General features: G+C 73.2%; 19 protein-coding genes. 6 read left to right on the forward strand and 13 right to left on the reverse strand.

What is annotated here, in order from left to right; all coding sequences use genetic code 11:
* Window positions 1-125: 125 nt before the first annotated feature.
* The 4 genes from BLW86_RS09545 to BLW86_RS09560 form a co-directional block, all read right to left on the reverse strand.
* Complete coding sequence (locus BLW86_RS09545; RefSeq protein WP_093878590.1) at window positions 126-854, reverse strand: ABC transporter ATP-binding protein; 729 nt, start codon at window positions 852-854, stop codon at window positions 126-128.
* Window positions 855-1,070: 216 nt separating this feature from the next.
* Window positions 1,071-1,829, reverse strand: a complete 759-nt coding sequence (locus BLW86_RS09550) for a DUF3710 domain-containing protein (RefSeq protein ID WP_093873630.1) — start codon at window positions 1,827-1,829, stop codon at window positions 1,071-1,073.
* 1 nt (window position 1,830) lies between these two features.
* Complete coding sequence (gene dut, locus BLW86_RS09555; protein ID WP_093873631.1) at window positions 1,831-2,343, reverse strand: dUTP diphosphatase; 513 nt, start codon at window positions 2,341-2,343, stop codon at window positions 1,831-1,833.
* Window positions 2,343-2,927 (reverse strand): PaaI family thioesterase, encoded by a 585-nt coding sequence (locus BLW86_RS09560; protein ID WP_041131652.1) that lies wholly within the window; start codon window positions 2,925-2,927, stop codon window positions 2,343-2,345. The genes dut and BLW86_RS09560 overlap by 1 nt, the downstream gene beginning before the upstream one ends.
* A gap of 58 nt (window positions 2,928-2,985) precedes the next feature.
* Between BLW86_RS09560 and BLW86_RS09565 the strand changes: the two genes are divergently transcribed.
* Window positions 2,986-3,477 carry a DUF3093 domain-containing protein gene (locus BLW86_RS09565; protein ID WP_093873632.1) on the forward strand — a complete coding sequence of 164 codons (492 nt, stop codon included), beginning with the start codon at window positions 2,986-2,988 and terminating at the stop codon, window positions 3,475-3,477.
* Window positions 3,478-3,496: 19 nt separating this feature from the next.
* Here BLW86_RS09565 and BLW86_RS09570 read toward each other — a convergent pair whose 3' ends face one another.
* The 4 genes from BLW86_RS09570 to BLW86_RS09585 all read right to left on the reverse strand — a co-directional run bounded on the left by BLW86_RS09570 (window position 3,497) and on the right by BLW86_RS09585 (window position 7,141).
* Window positions 3,497-4,540, reverse strand: a complete 1,044-nt coding sequence (locus BLW86_RS09570; protein ID WP_093873633.1) for a hypothetical protein — start codon at window positions 4,538-4,540, stop codon at window positions 3,497-3,499.
* Between the two features lie 12 nt (window positions 4,541-4,552).
* Window positions 4,553-4,849 carry a DUF4193 domain-containing protein gene (locus BLW86_RS09575; RefSeq protein ID WP_003955561.1) on the reverse strand — a complete coding sequence of 99 codons (297 nt, stop codon included), beginning with the start codon at window positions 4,847-4,849 and terminating at the stop codon, window positions 4,553-4,555.
* Between the two features lie 395 nt (window positions 4,850-5,244).
* Window positions 5,245-6,483, reverse strand: a complete 1,239-nt coding sequence (locus BLW86_RS09580) for a sensor histidine kinase (protein ID WP_093873634.1) — start codon at window positions 6,481-6,483, stop codon at window positions 5,245-5,247.
* A 4-nt stretch (window positions 6,484-6,487) separates the two neighbouring features.
* On the reverse strand, window positions 6,488-7,141 hold the full coding sequence (locus tag BLW86_RS09585; RefSeq protein ID WP_030687123.1) for a response regulator transcription factor: 654 nt from the start codon (window positions 7,139-7,141) through the stop codon (window positions 6,488-6,490).
* A 362-nt stretch (window positions 7,142-7,503) separates the two neighbouring features.
* Between BLW86_RS09585 and BLW86_RS41960 the strand changes: the two genes are divergently transcribed.
* The gene (locus tag BLW86_RS41960; RefSeq protein ID WP_177181614.1) at window positions 7,504-7,677 is read left to right on the forward strand and encodes a hypothetical protein; all 174 of its coding nucleotides are present in this window, start codon (window positions 7,504-7,506) and stop codon (window positions 7,675-7,677) included.
* A 132-nt stretch (window positions 7,678-7,809) separates the two neighbouring features.
* On the opposite strand, the gene BLW86_RS09590 is transcribed toward BLW86_RS41960, so the two are convergent.
* A complete protein-coding gene (locus tag BLW86_RS09590) occupies window positions 7,810-8,610 on the reverse strand; it encodes an inositol monophosphatase family protein (protein ID WP_093873635.1) in 801 nt (266 codons plus the stop codon).
* Between the two features lie 9 nt (window positions 8,611-8,619).
* A complete protein-coding gene (locus tag BLW86_RS09595; protein WP_093873636.1) occupies window positions 8,620-9,747 on the reverse strand; it encodes a ferrochelatase in 1,128 nt (375 codons plus the stop codon).
* A gap of 144 nt (window positions 9,748-9,891) precedes the next feature.
* Between BLW86_RS09595 and BLW86_RS09600 the strand changes: the two genes are divergently transcribed.
* Window positions 9,892-11,154, forward strand: coding sequence for an MFS transporter (locus BLW86_RS09600; protein ID WP_093873637.1), 1,263 nt, complete (start codon window positions 9,892-9,894; stop codon window positions 11,152-11,154).
* Entirely contained in the window at window positions 11,093-12,442 is a 1,350-nt protein-coding gene (locus BLW86_RS09605) for a D-arabinono-1,4-lactone oxidase (protein WP_093873638.1), read from the forward strand. Before BLW86_RS09600 ends, BLW86_RS09605 begins: the two co-directional genes overlap by 62 nt.
* A gap of 3 nt (window positions 12,443-12,445) precedes the next feature.
* Here BLW86_RS09605 and BLW86_RS09610 read toward each other — a convergent pair whose 3' ends face one another.
* The gene (locus BLW86_RS09610) at window positions 12,446-13,327 is read right to left on the reverse strand and encodes a hypothetical protein (RefSeq protein WP_177181615.1); all 882 of its coding nucleotides are present in this window, start codon (window positions 13,325-13,327) and stop codon (window positions 12,446-12,448) included.
* Window positions 13,328-13,813: 486 nt separating this feature from the next.
* Here BLW86_RS09610 and sepH point away from each other — a divergent pair, with 486 nt between their 5' ends.
* Complete coding sequence (gene sepH, locus BLW86_RS09615; protein WP_093873640.1) at window positions 13,814-14,857, forward strand: septation protein SepH; 1,044 nt, start codon at window positions 13,814-13,816, stop codon at window positions 14,855-14,857.
* 327 nt (window positions 14,858-15,184) lie between these two features.
* Here sepH and BLW86_RS09620 read toward each other — a convergent pair whose 3' ends face one another.
* Window positions 15,185-16,012 carry a sulfurtransferase gene (locus BLW86_RS09620; protein ID WP_093873641.1) on the reverse strand — a complete coding sequence of 276 codons (828 nt, stop codon included), beginning with the start codon at window positions 16,010-16,012 and terminating at the stop codon, window positions 15,185-15,187.
* 159 nt (window positions 16,013-16,171) lie between these two features.
* Between BLW86_RS09620 and BLW86_RS09625 the strand changes: the two genes are divergently transcribed.
* Window positions 16,172-16,945, forward strand: coding sequence for a VOC family protein (locus tag BLW86_RS09625; protein WP_093873642.1), 774 nt, complete (start codon window positions 16,172-16,174; stop codon window positions 16,943-16,945).
* A 157-nt stretch (window positions 16,946-17,102) separates the two neighbouring features.
* Here the strand turns inward: BLW86_RS09625 and BLW86_RS09630 are convergent, their stop codons facing one another.
* Window positions 17,103-18,458 carry a polysialyltransferase family glycosyltransferase gene (locus BLW86_RS09630; protein WP_093873643.1) on the reverse strand — a complete coding sequence of 452 codons (1,356 nt, stop codon included), beginning with the start codon at window positions 18,456-18,458 and terminating at the stop codon, window positions 17,103-17,105.
* Window positions 18,459-18,461: the final 3 nt, after the last annotated feature.

Raw genomic sequence — 18,461 nt, forward strand, 5'->3', positions numbered from 1 at the left:
AGAGGCCGGGGGCGGTATTGACGTGATCCTGATGTGCCCCGCGACCCGCCTCGCCGACGGCATGCTCTCCGCCGTCGACCTGCCCCGCCGACGGCATGCCCTCCGCAGTCGGCGCGCCCCGCGCGTCAGTGCTCGATGATCTCGCCGTCGCTCAGCTCCAGGACCCGGTCCGCGAGGCCCAGGAGCTGGGGGTCGTGGGTGGCGACGAGGGCCGTGCAGCCCTCGCTGCGCACCACCGCGCGCAGCAGCTGCATGACGGCGAGGCCGGTCTCCGCGTCCAGCTGGCCCGTGGGCTCGTCGGCTATCAGCAGCGCCGGCTTGTTGGCGAGGGCGCGGGCGATGGCGACGCGCTGCTGCTGGCCGCCGGAGAGCTCGCCCGGCCGCTGGTTCGCGTGGTCGGCGAGGCCCACAAGACCGAGCATCAGGGCGACCCGCTCCTCGCGCTCCTTGGGGTCCGTCTTGCGCAGCCGCAGGGGCACGCCCACGTTCTCGGCGGCGGAGAGGATCGGGAGCAGCCCGAAGGACTGGAAGATGAAGCCGATCCGGTCGCGGCGCAGCTCCAGGAGCCCGCTCTCGCCGAGCGTGGAGAGGTCGGTGCCGTCGATGACGATCCGGCCGCCGTCGGCGGTGTCGAGTCCGCCCACGAGGTTGAGCAGGGTCGTCTTGCCGGAGCCGGAGCGGCCCTTGAGCGCGACGAGCTCGCCGCGGGGGATCTCGAAGGAGACGCCGCGCAGGGCGTGGACGGCGGCCTCGCCCGTGCCGTACGAGCGGCGCAGGCCCTCGACGCGGACCATCGGCGGTCCGGCCGGGTCCTCGACGACGGCCGTGGCGGACCTGGTGCTGCTCTCACTCATCCCGTGCTCCCCCTCCTCGATCATCTGCGCGGTCAGTATGGTCCGCGGCCGGGCCCGGGGGCCAGAGCCGGGGCCCGGGCCTGTGGAAAACGGCGGGCGGGTCGGTGTCCGGACCTGTGGAAAACGCCGGTGGGCCGCTTCCCGTACGAGAGGTACGGGAAGCGGCCCACCGGCCGTGTCTCGATCGGCCGGGCCGCCCGGGCGGCCCGACAGGGTTCAGCGGATCTCGGAGATCTCCGGACCGCGCTGGAGCTGGCCCATGCCGCCGGAGAAGCGGGAGTTCTCCTGCTCCTCCTGCTGCACGCCGTCCGGCACCATCTGCGCGTCGTTCGGCAGCTTGAGGACGATCGGGTCGCGCGGGGCCATCGGGCCGTCGCCGCGGACGACCACGGTGTCCCGGACGATCTGCTCCAGGAGGCCGGCGGCCTCGGGCTGGACCGCGCCCTGCCCGGAGATCACTCCGCGCAGGAACCAGCGGGGTCCGTCGACGCCCACGAAGCGGACCAGCTGCACGCCGCGGTTGCCGTCCGGCAGCTGCACCGGGACCTGGGCCCGCAGCTCCCAGCCGAGCGGGCCCTCGACCTCGTCGATGGCACCGCCCTGCTGGACGATGCCGGTGGCGATCTCGTCGCGGACCTCGCCCCAGATGCCCTCGTTCTTGGGCGCGGCGAAGGCCTGCAGCTGTACGGCGCTGTCGCGCAGGACGACGGTGGCCGCGACGATCGCGTCGCCCGCCACCTCGACCCGCAGTTCCATGCCCTCGACTCCGGGCACGAAGATTCCGCCGAGGTCCACGCGGCCCTCGTCGGGCTTGGCGACCTCGGAGATGTCCCAGGGCCCGTCGGGCCGGGGCGCCGGCGGAAGGTTCACGCGGCGCGGCTCGGCCGCGTCCTCGCCCTCCACCGCGTCGACGACCTGCTCGGCCTCGCCCGCCGCGTCCTCGGCGGCACCGCTCTTCTTGCGACGTCCGAACACGTCACTGTCCTTCCCGGTCGGATACGACCGAAGCGTATCGATTCCCACCCGTTGTGCCGTCCACGGCGGCGTGACCGCCGGTGGACCCGAAGCCCCCCTCGGCCCGCGCCGAACCGGGAAGCTCCGCCACCTCGTGGAAGCGGACCTTCTCGACCTGCTGGACGACAAGTTGGGCAATCCGATCGAATCGTTCGAACCGCACGTCCTCGCGCGGGTCGAGATTGACCACGATCACCTTGATCTCTCCACGGTACCCGGCATCCACCGTCCCCGGGGCATTCACGAGCGCCACTCCGCAGCGGGCGGCGAGACCGGAGCGCGGGTGCACGAAGGCCGCGTACCCGTCCGGCAGGGCGATGGAGATCCCGGTGGGCAGCACGGCGCGCTCCCCGGGGGCCAGCACGACGGCCTCGGTGGTCACGAGGTCGGCCCCGGCGTCGCCGGGATGCCCGTAGGCCGGGATCGGCACGTCCGGGTCCACTCGCCGGATCAGTACGTCGACAGGGTTGCGCATCAGGGGTTCACCTCGAAGGCGCGGGCGCGCCGGACCTGGTCGGGGTCGGACATGGCGGCCTGGATCTCCTCCGGGCGGCCGTTGTCGATGAAGTGGTCGACCTTGACCTCGATGAAGAGGGCGTCGGCGCGGACGGCGACGGGGCCCTCGGGCCCGCCGATCCGTCCGACGGCGGTCGAGTAGATCTTGCGGCCGTGCACGGCGGTGACGGCGGCCTCCAGGTGGAGCACGGTGCCGACCGGGACGGGCCGGGCGAAGTCGGTCTCCAGGCGGCCGGTCACGGCGATGACCCGCAGCAGCCAGTTCAGGGAGCCGAGGGTCTCGTCGAGCGCGGTGGCGAGGACGCCGCCGTGCGCGAGGCCGGGGGCGCCCTGGTGGTCGGGGGTCACCGTGAACTCGGCGGTGACGGTCACGCCCTCGCCCGCGCGCGCTTCCAGATGGAGGCCGTGGGGCTGTCCGCCGCCGCACCCGAAGCAGTACTCGTAGTGCGCGCCGAGCAGCTCGCCGGGAGCCGGCGCGTCCGGGTGGCGTACCGGCGGTATGGCGTCGGCCGGCGGGGTGAGGGCGGCAGATGTTGCAGTCACAGCCGCAGACCTTACCCGCGCGGATGGGCGCAGGTCGCGCCGTGCCAAGCTTGGACGCATGCAGCCTTCCGCACCGTCCCCGGACCCCTCCCCCGCGGCCTCCGCCGCGCCGCGCTTCGACGAGCGGCTGACGGCGCCCCGCTCGTGGTGGGTGATCGTGGGTCTGATCGGCCTGTCCGGCGCCCTGATCATGTTCCCGCTGGGTACGGTCCCGATGCTGGGCGGCCTGATCGCGGCGGCGGTGATCGCCGGAGTGGTGGTCTCCTCGTACGGCTCCGCCCGGATCCGGGTGGTGGCCGGTTCGCTGGTGGCGGGCGACGCGCGGATCCCGGTGGCGGCGCTCGGTGCGGCCGAGGCGCTCGACGCGGAGGAGGCGCGCGCCTGGCGCACCCACAAGGCGGACCCGCGCGCCTTCATGCTGATGCGCAGCTACGTGCCGGGGGCGGTACGGGTCGAGATCATCGACCCGGCGGACCCGACGCCGTACGTGTACCTGTCCAGCCGTGATCCGGAGGCGCTGATCGCGGCCCTGGAGGCGGAGCGCGCCTGACCCGGCGCGCCCGCCCGCGTCAGAAGCCCAGCTCCTTGGGGTTCTCGGGCTGCTCCAGCGGGGGCAGCTCCGGGAGGGCGTCCCAGGGGATCTGGCGGGCGCGGAGGTCCTTGCGGATGTGCGCGGCGAGCTTCTTGGTGTCGCGGCGGTTCATGACGGCGCCGACGGCCGCGCCGACCATGAAGGGCGCGAGGTTCGGCAGGTTGCGCACCATGCGTTTCATGATCTGCTGGCGCAGTTCGCGCTTGAGCTGACCGCCGAGTGCGGCGTTGACCGTGGTGGGCTTGGTGGGGTCGATGCCCCGCTCCTCCGCCCAGGAGGTCAGATAGGCCACCGAGCGCTGGGTGAGCCGGCCGGGGGGCCGCTGCCCGTAGACCTCGTGCAGCTCGGCGATGAGTTTGAGCTCCACGGCGGCGACGCCGGTGATCTCGGCCGCCAGCTCGGCCGGCAGGGCCGGGGGGACGGGGAGCATGGCGGCTGCGCCGACGCCCGCGCCCACGGTCGAGCTCGCGTTCGCCGCGCCGGCGACGAGTTTGTCGGCGAGCTCCTCGGGGCCGAGCCCGGGGAACTGTCCGCGCAGGGTCGCCAGGTCGCGGACGGGGATCCGCGGGGCGAGGTCGATCAGCCGGTCGGCCAGATGGCCGAGACCGGCCTTGGCGCTGTCTCCGCCACGCCTCACGCCCTGCCGGACGCCCTGCGTGACGCCGCGCCGGACGGCGTCGATCCGGTCGGAGTCGATCCTGATCCGGTCGAGCTGGGCCCGCGCGGGGTTGGCCAGCCGCCTGACGGCGCCGAGGCGTCCGCCCTTCCGGGCATCGGCCGACGCGTCGCCCTGCCCCGCCGGCAGGCGCGCCGGATCCGCCTCGGCGGCCTCGATGACTGCTTCGAGCGAGGCCGGGAGGCCTCGCTCGTCGTCACGTGCGCCGAGGGAGGGCAGGGAGGCGGTGCGCTCGGCTTCAGGGGCCTCCTGGGCACCCTCTGCCGGGCCCGAGCCGCCCTTGTGCGTCTCCGGGCTCCAGGGGAGCCGCAGACGCCGCTTCCGGGACGGTGTGTCGCCTGCCACGGCCGAGCGGTCTCAGTCGCAGTCGCGGCAGATCGGCTGGCCGTTCTTCTCCCGCGCCAGCTGGCTGCGGTGGTGCACGAGGAAGCAGCTCATGCAGGTGAACTCGTCGGCCTGCTTGGGCAGGACCCGGACGGCCAGCTCCTCGTTCGAGAGGTCGGCGCCCGGAAGCTCCAGGCCTTCGGCGGCCTCGAACTCGTCGACGTCGACGGTCGAGGTCGACTTGTCGTTCCGGCGGGCCTTCAGTTCTTCAAGGCTGTCCGAGTCGACGTCGTCGTCGGTCTTGCGTGGGGTGTCGTAATCCGTTGCCATGTCGCTCTCCCCCTCTGGGTGGTTGCGGTGTCTCCAGCGCACGTAACGCGTGAGAGGTCGGACTTGTGCCCGACCTGAGGCGGAGATTTTGCCTCACATCAAGGTCTGTTACTCAATCGACACCCGTCGCGCCCTCTCACGAGTGATCGGCTTGGGGTGGCGAACCGGACCGTACACGGTCCTCCGGGCGGCCCTCGCAGGCGCCACCCCGTGTACTTCCCGTCATTCCGGGCCCCGGAAACCCGGACTTTTCCTGGTTTTCCGAGGGTTTTCCCGGTCACGGAGAGTGGAGGGCCGAACACCCCCTCCTGTGATCGATCACACATGAGCGTCTCAGGATCGGGGCTCCGGAATTCCGCGCAAAGCGAACGGAACCGGTCGGCCCGTGCAGTGTGTCAGATCGGCAGAGTGACGCGCATCACGAGCCCGCCGCCCTCGCGTGGCTCCGCGATGATACGGCCGCCGTGGGCGCGGGCCACGGACCGGGCGATCGACAGGCCGAGACCGACCCCCTTGTCGCTGCCCGTCCGCTCCTGCCGGAGCCTCCTGAACGGTTCGAAGAGGTTGTCGATCTCGTACGCGGGGACCACAGGACCCGTGTTCGAGACGACCAGGACCGCCTGGCCGTCCTTGGCCTCGGTGGTGACCTCCACCCAGCCTCCCTCCGGCACGTTGTACCGCACGGCGTTCTGGAGCAGGTTCAGTGCGATCCGTTCGAGGAGCACGCCGTTGCCCTGGACGACGGCGGGCGCGCGCTCGCCCCGGATCTCCACGCCCTTGGCCTCGGCCTCGGCGTGCACCTGGTCGACGCCGCGCTCGGCGACCTCGGCCAGGTCGACGGGTTTGCGCTCGATGATCTGGTTGTCGCTGCGGGCGAGCAGCAGCAGGCCCTCGACGAGCTGTTCGCTGCGCTCGTTGGTGGCGAGCAGGGTCTTGCCGAGCTGCTGGAGCTCGACCGGCGCCCCGGGGTCCGAGAGGTGGACCTCCAGGAGGGTGCGGTTGATCGCGAGCGGGGTCCGCAGCTCGTGCGAGGCGTTCGCGACGAAGCGCTGCTGGGCCGTGAAGGCCCGCTCCAGGCGGTCCAGCATCTCGTCGAAGGTGTCGGCGAGCTCCTTGAGCTCGTCGTCGGGGCCGTCCAGCTCGATCCGCCGGGACAGGTCGGAGCCGGCCACCTGGCGGGCGGTCCGGGTGATCCGGCCGAGCGGGGAGAGCACCCGTCCCGCCATGGCGTAGCCGAAGGCGAAGGCGATGATGCTCAGGCCGAGCAGGGCGAAGAGGGACCGGCGCAGGAGGTCGTCCAGGGCCAGGTCGCTCTGGTGTCGCAGACAGAGCGTGACGGCGTCGTTGAGCTGGTCGCCGGTGGGCGACTCGGGCAGCCGGCACCAGGAGGTGGTGGGCTGGACCGTGCCGTTGACGACCTTGAAGGGCAGCTGGGAGGTGCTGTCGCTGAGGGCCTGGGCGGTGAAGAGGTAGATGATCGACAGCAGCAGGATGCCGGCGATCAGGAACATCCCGCCGTACAGCAGCGTGAGCCGTATCCGGATGGTCGGGCGCAGCAGCGGCCGGACGGGGTCCCGGGGGTCCCAGGTCGGTTTCGGGGGCGCCTGGGGGTGGGGCGCGGGGGTCGTGGCCATCAGGTCAGATCCGGTACCCGGAGCCGGGGACGGTGACGATGACGGGCGGCTCGCCGAGCTTGCGCCGGAGGGTCATGACGGTGACGCGCACGACGTTGGTGAACGGATCGGTGTTCTCGTCCCAGGCCTTCTCCAGGAGCTGCTCGGCCGAGACGACGGCGCCCTCGCTGCGCATGAGGACCTCCAGGACGGCGAACTCCTTCGGCGCGAGCTGGACCTCCCGGCCCTCGCGGAAGACCTCCCGGCGGTTGGGGTCGAGCTTGATGCCGGCGCGCTCCAGGACGGGCGGGAGCGGGACGGTGGTGCGGCGGCCGAGGGCGCGCACGCGCGCGGTGAGCTCGGTGAAGGCGAAGGGCTTGGGGAGGTAGTCGTCCGCCCCGAGCTCCAGGCCCTCGACGCGGTCGCTGACGTCGCCGGAGGCGGTGAGCATCAGGACGCGGGTGGGCATGCCGAGCTCGACGATCTTGCGGCAGACGTCGTCGCCGTGGACGAGCGGGAGGTCGCGGTCGAGGACGACGACGTCGTAGTCGTTGACCCCCACGCGCTCCAGGGCCGCGGCGCCGTCGTACACGACGTCGACGGCCATGGCCTCCCGGCGCAGTCCGGTGGCCACCGCATCGGCGAGCAGCTGCTCGTCCTCGACGACGAGTACGCGCACGTCGTACATCCTTCCCGTTGAGCCGCTGTCCGGGGTGGGACCGGCTGAAATCCGAGCACTGACTGTGCGTGTCCATCCTGCCCCGTACGCGCGTAAACCGGCTGTAAGACGGGGGTGCGGGGCCTCGGGCGGGCGGGGGCGCGCGGTGGGGCGCGCGGGCCGGAACGAAGAATTCACCGGATTCGCGGGCCAGTTGAGGTTTCTCTGAGGAAGGGGTTGGGGAGGACGACTGCACACCCCGTGATCACGCCCTGTATGTGGCGCGCCACCTACCGCTCTCTGTCCCCCAGAGTTCGCAGTGCGTGATCCACCCACCCTCGGCACACCCCCGTGCCACCGGACCCACGAGGAGGGGGCGCACGATGGACGCTTTCACCGCAGGACTGCTGCACCGCATCAGGACCACGCAGACGGACCTCACGCGGGCCCGTGAGACGGGCGACGACTACCTGGCGGAGGTGGAGCAGGCGGAGCTGGAAGACCTGCACCGGCTGGCCGCCGAGCACGGCGTGGAGGTGGCCTCGCCGGGCGTCTGACCCGTACACGCACGCGAGGGCCCCGGCGCCGTCCCGGCACCGGGGCCCTCGTGCGTCCGTCTCCCGACCTCTTCGGCCCTGACCCGGCCTCATCCGAAGGCCCTGATCCGACCTGATCCGAAGGGCAAGGCCCTAGTCGTGCCAGGCCCCCAGCTCCTCCAGGAGCTCCTGGAGCGGCTCGAAGAGGCCCGGGGAGGAGGCGAGCGTCAGCTCGCCCGACTCCGGCTCCCCGGGGCGGCCGCCGGTGAGGCCGCCGGCCTCGCGGGCGATGAGCGCGCCCGCCGCGAGGTCCCAGGGGTTGAGGCCGCGCTCGTAGTACGCGTCGAGGCGGCCGGCTGCGACGTCGCAGAGGTCGATGGCGGCCGAGCCGCCGCGCCGGATGTCGCGGACGCGCGGGATGACGCGCTGGGCCACGTCGGCCTGGTGGGCGCGGCGGGCCTGGAGATACCCGAAGCCGGTGCCGAGGAGGGCCTCGTCGAGCGCGGGCGAGGGGCGGACGGCGAGGCGCCGCTCCCCCGCGTACGCCCCGCCGCCGAGGACCGCCCGGTAGGTCTCGCCGCGCATCGGCGCCTCGACGACGCCGACGACGGTCTCGCCGTCCCGCTCGGCGGCGATCGAGACCGCCCAGGTGGGCAGGCCGTACAGGTAGTTCACGGTGCCGTCGAGCGGGTCGATCACCCAGCGGACCCCGCTGGTCCCGGGGCTCGACGCGCCCTCCTCGCCGAGGAAGCCGTCGTGCGGGCGGTGCTCGGCGAGGAAGCCGATGATCAGCTTCTCGGCCGCGATGTCCATCTCGGTGACCACGTCGATGGGGCTCGACTTGGTCCTCGCCACGGCCAGGTCGTCGGGCCGGCCGTCGCGCAGCAGCGCTCCGGCCCGCAGGGCGGCCTCCAGGGCGAGGTCGAGCAGTTCGGTGAGCAGGGGGTCGGTCACGTCGGCTCCTTACGCGTACGGACTGTCGGCGCCGGCCGCCGCCGGCCGCTCGGCCCTGGCCGGGCAGCAGCCGATCGGGCAGAGGTCGTGGGAGGCCCCGAGCGCGCCCAGGGCGCACCGCTCCGCCTTGCCGCCCCGCTGGTGCGCCGCCCGCTCCAGGACGAGCTCGCGGACGGCGGCGGCGAAGCGCGGGTCGGCCCCGACGGTCGCCGAGCGGCGGACGGGCAGGCCGAGCTCGGCCGCCTTGGCCGTGGCCTCGGTGTCGAGGTCGTAGAGGACCTCCATGTGGTCGGAGACGAAGCCGATCGGGACCATGACGGCGGCGGGCGCGCCGGCCTCGTGCAGCTCCTCCAGGTGGTCGCAGATGTCGGGTTCCAGCCACGGGATGTGGGGGGCGCCGCTGCGGGACTGGTAGACGAGCTTCCACGGGTGGTCGACGCCGGTCTCCTCGCGGACGGCGTCGACGATCACCCGTGCGACGTCGAGGTGCTGGCGCACGTAGGCCCCGCCCTCGCCGTGCTCGGCGACCGGGCCGGAGGTGTCGGCGGCGGAGTCGGGGATGGAGTGGGTGGTGAAGGCGAGGTGGGCGCGGTCCCGCACGGCCGGGTCGAGCTCGGCGAGCGAGGCGAGGACGCCCTCGACCATGGGCCCGACGAAGCCGGGGTGGTTGAAGTAGTGCCGGAGCTTGTCGACCCGGGGCAGCGGGAGCCCCTCCGCCTCCAGGGTGGCGAGCGCGTCGGCGAGGTTCTCGCGGTACTGGCGGCAGCCGGAGTAGGAGGCGTACGCGCTGGTGGTGAGGACGGCGATGTGGCGCCGTCCGTCGGTGATCATCTCGCGGAGGGTGTCGGTGAGGTACGGCGCCCAGTTCCGGTTTCCCCAGTAGACCGGCAGGTCGAGTCCGGCCTGCTCGAAGTCCGTCCGCAGCGCGTCGAGGAGCGCGCGGTTCTGGTCGTTGATCGGGGAGACGCCGCCGAAGAGGAAGTAGTGCTGCCCCACTTCCTTGAGCCGTTCCTTCGGGATGCCGCGGCCGCGGGTCACGTTCTCCAGGAACGGGACCACGTCGTCAGGGCCCTCGGGGCCGCCGAAGGAGAGCAGCAGCAGGGCGTCGTACGGGGCGGGATCGTGCTGATCGGACATGGCACCGATCCTCCCACCCGCCCCGACGGTGGCGGGCTCGGCCTGTCGTCCGCGCGGCCCTTCGTCCGAAAAAGGAGGATGACCGATCGACTTCAACACCGTAGGCTTTAGCTATTAATTACACGTGTTGACCAAGGACCTCTCTTGCCCAGTCCCTACCGCGCGATCTTCGCGGCGCCCGGAACCGTCTCGTTCTCCGTCGCGGGCTTCCTCGGCCGGATGCCGCTGTCCATGATGGGCATCGGCATCGTGACCATGATTTCGCAGGTCACCGGCCGGTACGGCCTCGCCGGAGCGCTCTCGGCGACGCTCGCGATGTCCGCCGCGGTCCTCGGCCCGCTCGTCTCGCGCCTGGTCGACCGGCACGGACAGCGCAAGGTGCTCCGCCCGGTGACGCTGGTCTCGCTCGCCGCGGCCGCCGGACTCCTCCTCTGCGTGCAGCAGAAGGCCCCGGACTGGACCCTCTTCGTCTTCACGGGCGTGATCGGCTGCGTGCCGAGCCTCGGCGCGATGATCCGCGCCCGGTGGGCGGAGATCTACCGGGGCGAGGAGCGGCGCCTGCACACGGCGTACTCCTGGGAGTCGATCGTCGACGAGGTGTGCTTCATCTTCGGGCCGATCCTCTCGATCGGCCTGTCGACGGCCTGGTTCCCCGAGGCCGGTCCGCTGTTCGCCGGGGCGTTCCTGGCCGTCGGCGCGTTCTGGCTGACCTCGCAGCGCGCCACCGAGCCGGTCCCCCACCCGCAGCGCGGCACCCGGGGCGCCTCCGCGCTCCGCTCCCGCGGCCTCCAGGTCCTCACCCTCGCCTTCGTCGCCACCGGCGCGATCTTCGGCTCGGTGGACGTGGTGACCGTGGCCTTCGCCGAGGAGCAGGGCCACAAGGCCGCCGCCAGCCTCGTCCTGGCCGTGTACGCGCTGGGCTCCGGCGTGGCCGGCGCCGTCTTCGGACTGCTCCACCTCAAGGGCGAGCCGTCCCACAGGTGGCTCCTGGGCATCTGTGCGATGGCCGTGAGTATGATCCCCCTCCTACTGGCCGGGAACCTGCCGTTGCTGGCCGTGGCGCTCTTTGTCGCGGGCCTGTCCATCGCACCGACGATGGTGACCACCATGGCCCTCGTCGAAGCGCACGTACCGCGCGCCAAGCTGACCGAGGGCATGACCTGGACGGGTACCGGCCTCGCGATCGGTGTGGCGCTCGGCTCCTCGGCCGCCGGCTGGGTGGTCGACGCGTCGGGTGCCGAGGCGGGGTACGTGGTGCCCGTCGTCTCGGGTGCGCTCGCGGTCGCGGTGGGTCTCCTCGGACACCGCCGGCTGCGCAGGCCGGCGCCGAACCGGGAGGGGCAGCGTGAGCGGGACGACAACAGCGGGGTCGGGGAGCGTCAGGACGGCGGGCAGCCCGTGGCGTAACTGGGCGGGGAACGTCACCTCCCGCCCGGCGCGCGAGGTGAGTCCGGCCTCGGCCGAGGAGCTCGCCGAGGCGGTGCGCCGCGCGGCCGAGGACGGGCTGCGGGTGAAGACGGTCGGCACCGGCCACTCCTTCACCTCGATCGCGGCCACCGACGGCGTGCTGATCCGGCCGGGCCTGCTCACCGGCATCCGGCGGATCGACCGCGAGGCGATGACCGTGACGGTCGAGTCGGGCACACCGCTGAAGCGGCTCAACGTGGCGCTGGCCCGGGAGGGCCTCTCGCTCACGAACATGGGCGACATCATGGAGCAGACCGTCGCCGGCGCCACCTCCACCGGCACGCACGGCACGGGCCGCGAGTCGGCGTCCATCGCCGCGCAGATCCGCGAGCTGGAGCTGGTCACGGCGTCCGGCGAGCTGCTCACCTGCTCGGAGAAGGGGACCGACGAGGAGCGAGCAGTCTTCGCGGCCGCCAGGATCGGTCTCGGCGCCCTCGGGGTGGTCACGGCGATCACCTTCGCGGTGGAGCCGGTCTTCCTGCTCACCGCGCGCGAGGAGCCGATGACCTTCGACCGGGTCACCTCGGAGTTCGACGCGCTGCACGCGGAGAACGAGCACTTCGAGTTCTACTGGTTCCCCCACACGGACAACTGCAACACCAAGCGCAACAACCGCAGCGCGGGCCCCGCCGCTCCCCCCGGACGGATCAGCGGCTGGATCGAGGACGAGCTCCTCTCCAACGGGATCTTCCAGCTCGCCTGCTCGCTGGGCCGCGCGGTGCCGCCGGTGATCCCGTCGATCGCCAAGGTCTCCAGCCGGGCCCTGTCGGCCCGTACGTACACCGACATCCCGTACAAGGTCTTCACCTCGCCGCGCCGGGTCCGCTTCCTGGAGATGGAGTACGCGCTTCCGCGTGAGGCGGCGGTCGCCGCGCTGCGCGAGCTCAAGGCGATGGTCGAGCGTTCGCCGCTCAAGGTGAGCTTCCCGGTGGAGGTGCGCACGGCCCCGGCGGACGACATCGCGCTCTCCACGGCCTCGGGGCGGGAGACCGCGTACATCGCCGTCCACCTCTACAAGGGAACGCCCCACCGGGCGTACTTCACCGCGGTGGAGCGCATCATGACGGCGCACGGGGGCCGGCCCCACTGGGGCAAGGTGCACACCCGCGACGCCGCCTACTTCTCCGAGGTCTATCCGCGCTTCGCCGAGTTCACGGCGCTGCGCGACCGGCTCGACCCGGACCGGCTGTTCGCCAACGACTACCTGCGCCGGGTGCTGGGCGACTGACGGTCACTCGGCTCCCGTGCCGGTCCCGGCCTCGGTTGCGGCCGTCGTCGGGGCCGGGGGTGCCTCGGGCTGCTCCGTGCCGGTGGTCGGCTCTTGGGTCGGCACCGTCGGTTCCGTCGTCGGGCCGGTCGGCGTCGGGGCGGGCGTGGTCCCGTCACCGGCGGAGCCGGAGGAGGTGGGATCCGCCGAGGGCGTCCCCGTGTCGGTCTCCCCGCCGCCCGGGGTCGGTGTGGACCCCGTCGTGGGGGTGCCGACGCCGTCCCGCTGCCGCCCGGTGCCGTCGGCGGACCCCGAGGGCGTCGGCGTGGGCTCCTGGTCCCGCTCGGGCGTGTGGTGGTCGGCGCTTCCGCCGCCCCGGACGACGGAGCCGAAGGTGGTGGTGCCCTGCTTGCCGCTGAAGTCCTGTCCGGCGACCAGTTCGTAGGCGGTGATGCCGCCCATGGTGACGCCGAAGACCAGGGCGGCGGCGATCGCCGGGCGCTTCCAGCCCCGGACGCGGGTGCCGTGCGTGGTCGCCGCGCCGAACTCCTCGTCGGACGGCTGCGGGGCCGGGAGGGTGCCCAGCATGAGGGTGCGGTCGTCCTGCGGCCCGGCCGGGACCGGGACCTGACGCGCCTTCGGCTTGGCCGCCGCGGTCACGTCGCGGACCTGTTCGCCGGTGCGCTTGAAGAGCTGCTGGAAGAGCGGGCCGCCGCAGGTCGCGATGACACTGATCACACCGGCGCCGAGGATCGTGCCGTACACGCCGAGGGTCGAGGCGAGTTTGGCGGCGATGACCGCGGCCAGGGCGCTGCCGGAGACCTGAGCCACGCTCAGCTCGATCCTTCCGCGGCTCTTCTTCCCCTCCTCCAGCTCGTCCCCGTCGATTTCCGGCCTCTGACGCATCTCCGACCCCTGCTGGCTCATCCGTTCGTCTTGCACCCAGAAGGGACAAACAGGCGAAGCGAATAGTTCCGTTTCTGCTGTTTCTGTGAAGAGTGACACGTATGGGGGAAGATCACGGAGACTCAACTCCCGTATCGCCCGAGAAGTTGGGCGGCGCGCCGGTCCACCCAGGTGGCCCGAATGGAGTACATTGACGAACCCTGGGTCCGGACGCCCTCACGGGTGCCCGGGATCAAGGGGAGGGGGCCGTACATGGCGCTCGAACCGGCGGCGCCTCGGCATCGCGCGGAAACCGGCTGCACAGAGTGACCGCCAGTCACTCCGAGTAGCGAACAGGTAACCGTGCCATAACGGCGTTCCAGGGTCCATGCCCGACACGCCGGGCAACTCGGCAAGGTAGTGGCAGGCTGCACCCGGGCAGGCCACACTCGACTAGCGGAAGCAGCGACGCACGTGACGTCGGCAGGCACCACCCGGGAGGTCCCCATGCCCGAACTGCGTGTCGTGGCCGTCTCCAACGACGGCACACGACTGGTGCTGAAGGCTGCTGACAGCACGGAGTACACGCTTCCGATCGACGAGCGGCTCCGCGCCGCCGTGCGCAACGACCGCGCGCGCCTCGGTCAGATCGAGATCGAGGTGGAGAGCCACCTCCGCCCCCGTGACATCCAGGCGCGGATACGAGCCGGTGCCTCCGCCGAGGAGGTCGCCCAGCTCGCCGGCATCCCCGTCGACCGCGTACGCCGCTTCGAGGGCCCCGTGCTCGCGGAGCGCGCCTTCATGGCCGAGCGCGCCCGCAAGACCCCGGTCCGCAGGCCCGGGGAGAACAGCGGCCCGCAGCTCGGCGAGGCGGTGCAGGAGCGGCTGCTGCTGCGCGGCGCCGAGAAGGACACCGTGCAGTGGGACTCGTGGCGGCGCGACGACGGCACCTGGGAGGTGCTGCTCGTCTACCGGGTCGCGGGCGAGGTCCACACGGCCAGCTGGACGTACGACCCGCCGCGGCGGCTCGTCCAGGCCGTGGACGACGAGGCACGGGCCCTGATCGGCGAGACGGACGACACGATCGCCGCCGCGCCGGAGCCGAGCTTCCCCTTCGTGCCGCGCATCGCCCGGCTGCCCCGGGACAGGCCGCTCGACCGGGCCCTGGACCGCCAGATCGACCGTTCCGACCGGCAACTGGAACGGGCGCCCGCGCCCGTCGAGCCGGAGGAGGAGCGGGACTCGCTGACGAGCCTCCTGGAGGCCGTGCCGAGCTTCCGCGGCGACATGGTCGTGCCCGAGCAGCCGGACTCCTCTGAGCCCTCGGAGGAGGCGGACGCGGAGGAGCCGCCGGCCCCGGCCGCCTCGGCGGGCGCGGGTTCGGCCTACGCCGACGTCCTGATGCCGCGCGCGGTCTCGGGTCACCGCGACCGCCTGCACGGCGCCACGGACCGCCAGGCCGAGGCGGACGGCGTCCGCCCGGGCCGCCGCGCCGCCGTACCGAGCTGGGACGAGATCGTCTTCGGCACCCGCAGGAAGAAGCAGGACTGACGGCCGTACGCGGGCGCGGGGTGCGGGGCCGGCCCCGCTCACGCGCCCGCGTGTGCGGGGCGCAGGACTGAGCCTGCCGCGCGCGTGTGCCTACGGAGTGCAGGGCGGACGGCCGTACGCGTGCGCGTGCGCGAGGGTGCGGGGCCGGCGCTCGTACACGGCCGTGGCACGAGGTGGCGGGACCGAGCCGCTCACGTGCCCGCGTGTGCGGGGCGCGGGACTGAGGCTGATGCGCGTGCGTACGGAGTGCGGGACCGGCACCCGTACGCGGTCGCGTGTGCGGGGAGGGCCCGCGGCGTGTGGCGGCGCGGGCCCTGGTGTGGGTCGCTAGCGCGGGGTGGGGCCCTTGGCGACCGGGCGGGCGGGGTCCGAGGACCATTCCGACCAGGAGCCGGCGTAGAGGCCCGCCGGGATGCCCGCGATCTCCAGGGCGAGCACCTCGTGGGCGCCCGAGACGCCCGAGCCGCAGTAGACGGCCACCGGGGTCTCCCCGGTCGCGCCGAGCGCGGCGAAGCGGTCCCGCAGGACGTCGGCCGCCAGGAAGAGGCCCTCGGCGTCGACGTTCTCCGTCGTCGGGGCCGAGACCGCGCCCGGGATGTGCCCGCCGACCCGGTCGATCGGCTCCACGTCGCCCCGGTAGCGCTCGGCCGCCCGCGCGTCCAGGAGCAGCCCCGTATCGGGCAGCGCCGCGGCCGCGTCGGCGTCGAGCAGCTCCCGTGCGCCCGGCTTCGGCCGGAAGTCGCCCGGCTCCGGCGTCGGGACCTTCTCCGTGAGTTCCCCCGTCCAGGCCGCGAGGCCCCCGTCCAGGACCCGCACGTCCGGGTGGCCCGCCCAGCGGAGCAGCCACCAGGCGCGGGCCGCGCCCCAGCCGAGGCCCCCGTCGTAGACGACGACCGGCCGGTCCGCCGAGACGCCCGCCCGGCGCATCACGGCCCCGAAGGCCTCCGGGTCGGGCAGCGGGTGGCGGCCGCCGCTCCCGGGCGGGCCCGCGAGTTCCGCGTCCAGGTCGACGTAGACCGCGCCGGGAAGGTGACCGGCCTCGTAGGCGGGCCGCCCGGGCGGGCCGCCGAGCGTCCAGCGGACGTCCAGGAGGACCGGCGGCCGGGCCCCGGTCGACTCGCTCAGCAGTTCGCTTGCGGAGATGATGGGCTTCATGGGAGCCATCCTCGCGCAGCCGCACGGCCGCAGGGGACGGACTCGGCGACCTCCGACGGGATCGTGCCGCGTTCGGTGTGGCCTGGGCACGTCGCGCCCCCGTCGGTGTCACCATCGGACGGAGCACGGCCACGACGACGGTCCGAGGAGAGTGTGACGATGACCGAGGCGACTCCGCGCCCGCCCGGCACACCCTGCTGGGTGAGCCTGATGGTGCACGGGATCGACGCCACGCAGGAGTTCTACCACGCGGTCTTCGGCTGGGACTTCGTCCCCGGTCCGCAGCAGCTCGGTCCGTACGTGCGCGCGCTGCTCGGCGGCAAGGAGGTGGCGGGCATCGGCCAGCTGCCGCCCGACCGGCACCTGCGGATCGCCTGGACCCCCTATCTGGCCACGGCGGACGCCGACGAGACCGCCGAGGACATCCGCGGCTGCGGCGGCACCGTCGCCGTCGGCCCGCTGGACGCGGGCGAGGCGGGCCGTCTGGTCATCTGCTCCGACCCGTCCGGCGCGGTCTTCGGCGTCTGGCAGGCGGAGGCGCACCACGGCACGGCGGCGGCGGGACCGCCGGGGACACCGGTGTGGAACGAGCTCCTCACGTACGAGACGTCCTCGATCGGCAAGTTCTACCGGACGGTCTTCGGCTACGAGGTGGAGCCGGCCGTCTCCGCCGACCACGACTACGCGACGCTCCACGTGGCCGGGACCCCGGTGGCCTCGCTGCACGGCGTCGGCAACGCGCTGCCCCGGGACCGGGGCCCGCACTGGATGACGTACTTCGAGGTCGCCGACACGGACGCGGCGGCGGAGCTCGTCCTGAAGCTCGGCGGTCAGGTGCTGCGCCCGCCGCGCGAGGGCACGGCGGGCCGGCTCGCCCTGGTGGCGGACCCGGAGGGCGCGGTCTTCACCCTGGTCAGGTCCGCCGGGCACTGAGCACCGAGGGCGCCGGCCCCCGGCGGGCGATGACGGCTCAGGGCTGCCGGCCGGGGCTCAGTCGCGCCGGCTCGGGCCTCCGACCGGGCTCAGTCGCGCCGAGGCAGGTCCGTCGGCCATGGCTCAGCCGCTCCGGCTCCGGTCCGTCGGCCGGGGCTCAGCCGCGTCGGCTCCGGGTCAGGCTGCGGCGCAGCCGGGAGGTGCCGGTTCGCTCCGGGGTGGGGCCGCCGCCCGGGAGGCCGAGCTGGGTCAGCCGTTCCGCGGTGAAGTGGTGCGCGGTGCCGGGGTCGGCGTGGTGCTCCGCCAGGAAGGCGGCGGCCTCCTCGCGGAGCCCCGGGTGGGCCTTGTGCCGCATGCAGTAGCCGACGGCCCTGACCAGGGGCGTGAGCGAGGCGGGGGCCGCTCCGGGCACGGCGGGCTCCTCGCCGCCCTCCAGGTCCGCGACCAGGTGGTCCACGACGGTGAGCGGGATGCGGTTGCTGTTCTCGAAGGGGGTGAGCCGTTCGAGGACCTCGGCGGTGCCCACGCGCGCGATGGGGATGCCGTAGTAGACGGCGGCGGTGAGCATCGCGGTGGAGAAGCAACCGACGACGAGCTCGGGCCGGCAGCGCTCGTAGAAGGTCTCGGCGAGCAGCGGCCCGTCGAGGACCGTGAGCCTCACGCCGCTCCGCTCGGCCTCCTCGTCCAGGGCCTGGGAGTAGCGGGCGGGCGCGGTCGGGTGCGGCTTGAAGACCACCGACCGGTGGCCGGCCGCGGCGGCCCCGCGCAGCATCCGTACGTGCAGCTCCTCTTCCTCCTCGGGGGTGAGCAGGGAGAGGGCGGCGAGGTACTGGCCGAGCAGCAGGGCCGTCGGGCCGTCGGCGGCCGCCCGCGCGATCCGCGGGTCGTCGGCCGCCTCCTCGGCGAGCTCGGCGAGGACGGCCCGGAAGGCGGTGTCGGGGACGAGCTCGGGCTCGACCCCGTACTCGCTGAGGAGGAGGGGGCGGAGGCCCGGGACCAGGTCGAGGTGGAGCACGCGGCGGACGCGGCAGGCGATCGACTGCGCGAGGTCGGAGCGGGTCGGGCCGTAGCTCATCAGACCGTCGGCGTAGACGTGCACGGTGCTCTCGGGGAAGGCGCCGGCGAGCGCCTTGGCCGGGTTGACCTGGATGGATTCGACGATCAGCTCGACCGGGCCGGTGCCGAGGTCCCAGGCGGTGCGCAGGACGCGCTGCCAGAGCGGGGCCTCCTCGGGGCGGGGGGCCCAGGCGGCGGGGTGGTACGGGTGGATCGTCTCGTTCCAGTCGAGGGTGCCGTCGAAGCGGGCGGCGATCCGCTCGTACCCGGTCATGGTCTCCAGGCGCAGCGCGGTCTCCGGGATCTCGGCGTTGTGCGAGATCAGCAGGAGCCTGCGGGCGGAGTCGCGGGGGCCGAACTGTCCGGCGTCGAGCGCGGCGGCAAGGGTGGCCGCGCCGTACAGGGTGGACACCTGGAAGATCTGGACCGGTGTGTCGGGGGCGGCGTCGGGGGCCATGGG

Origin of the sequence: Streptomyces sp. TLI_105, from assembly GCF_900105415.1 — a bacterium.
Taxonomy (GTDB): domain Bacteria; phylum Actinomycetota; class Actinomycetes; order Streptomycetales; family Streptomycetaceae; genus Streptomyces.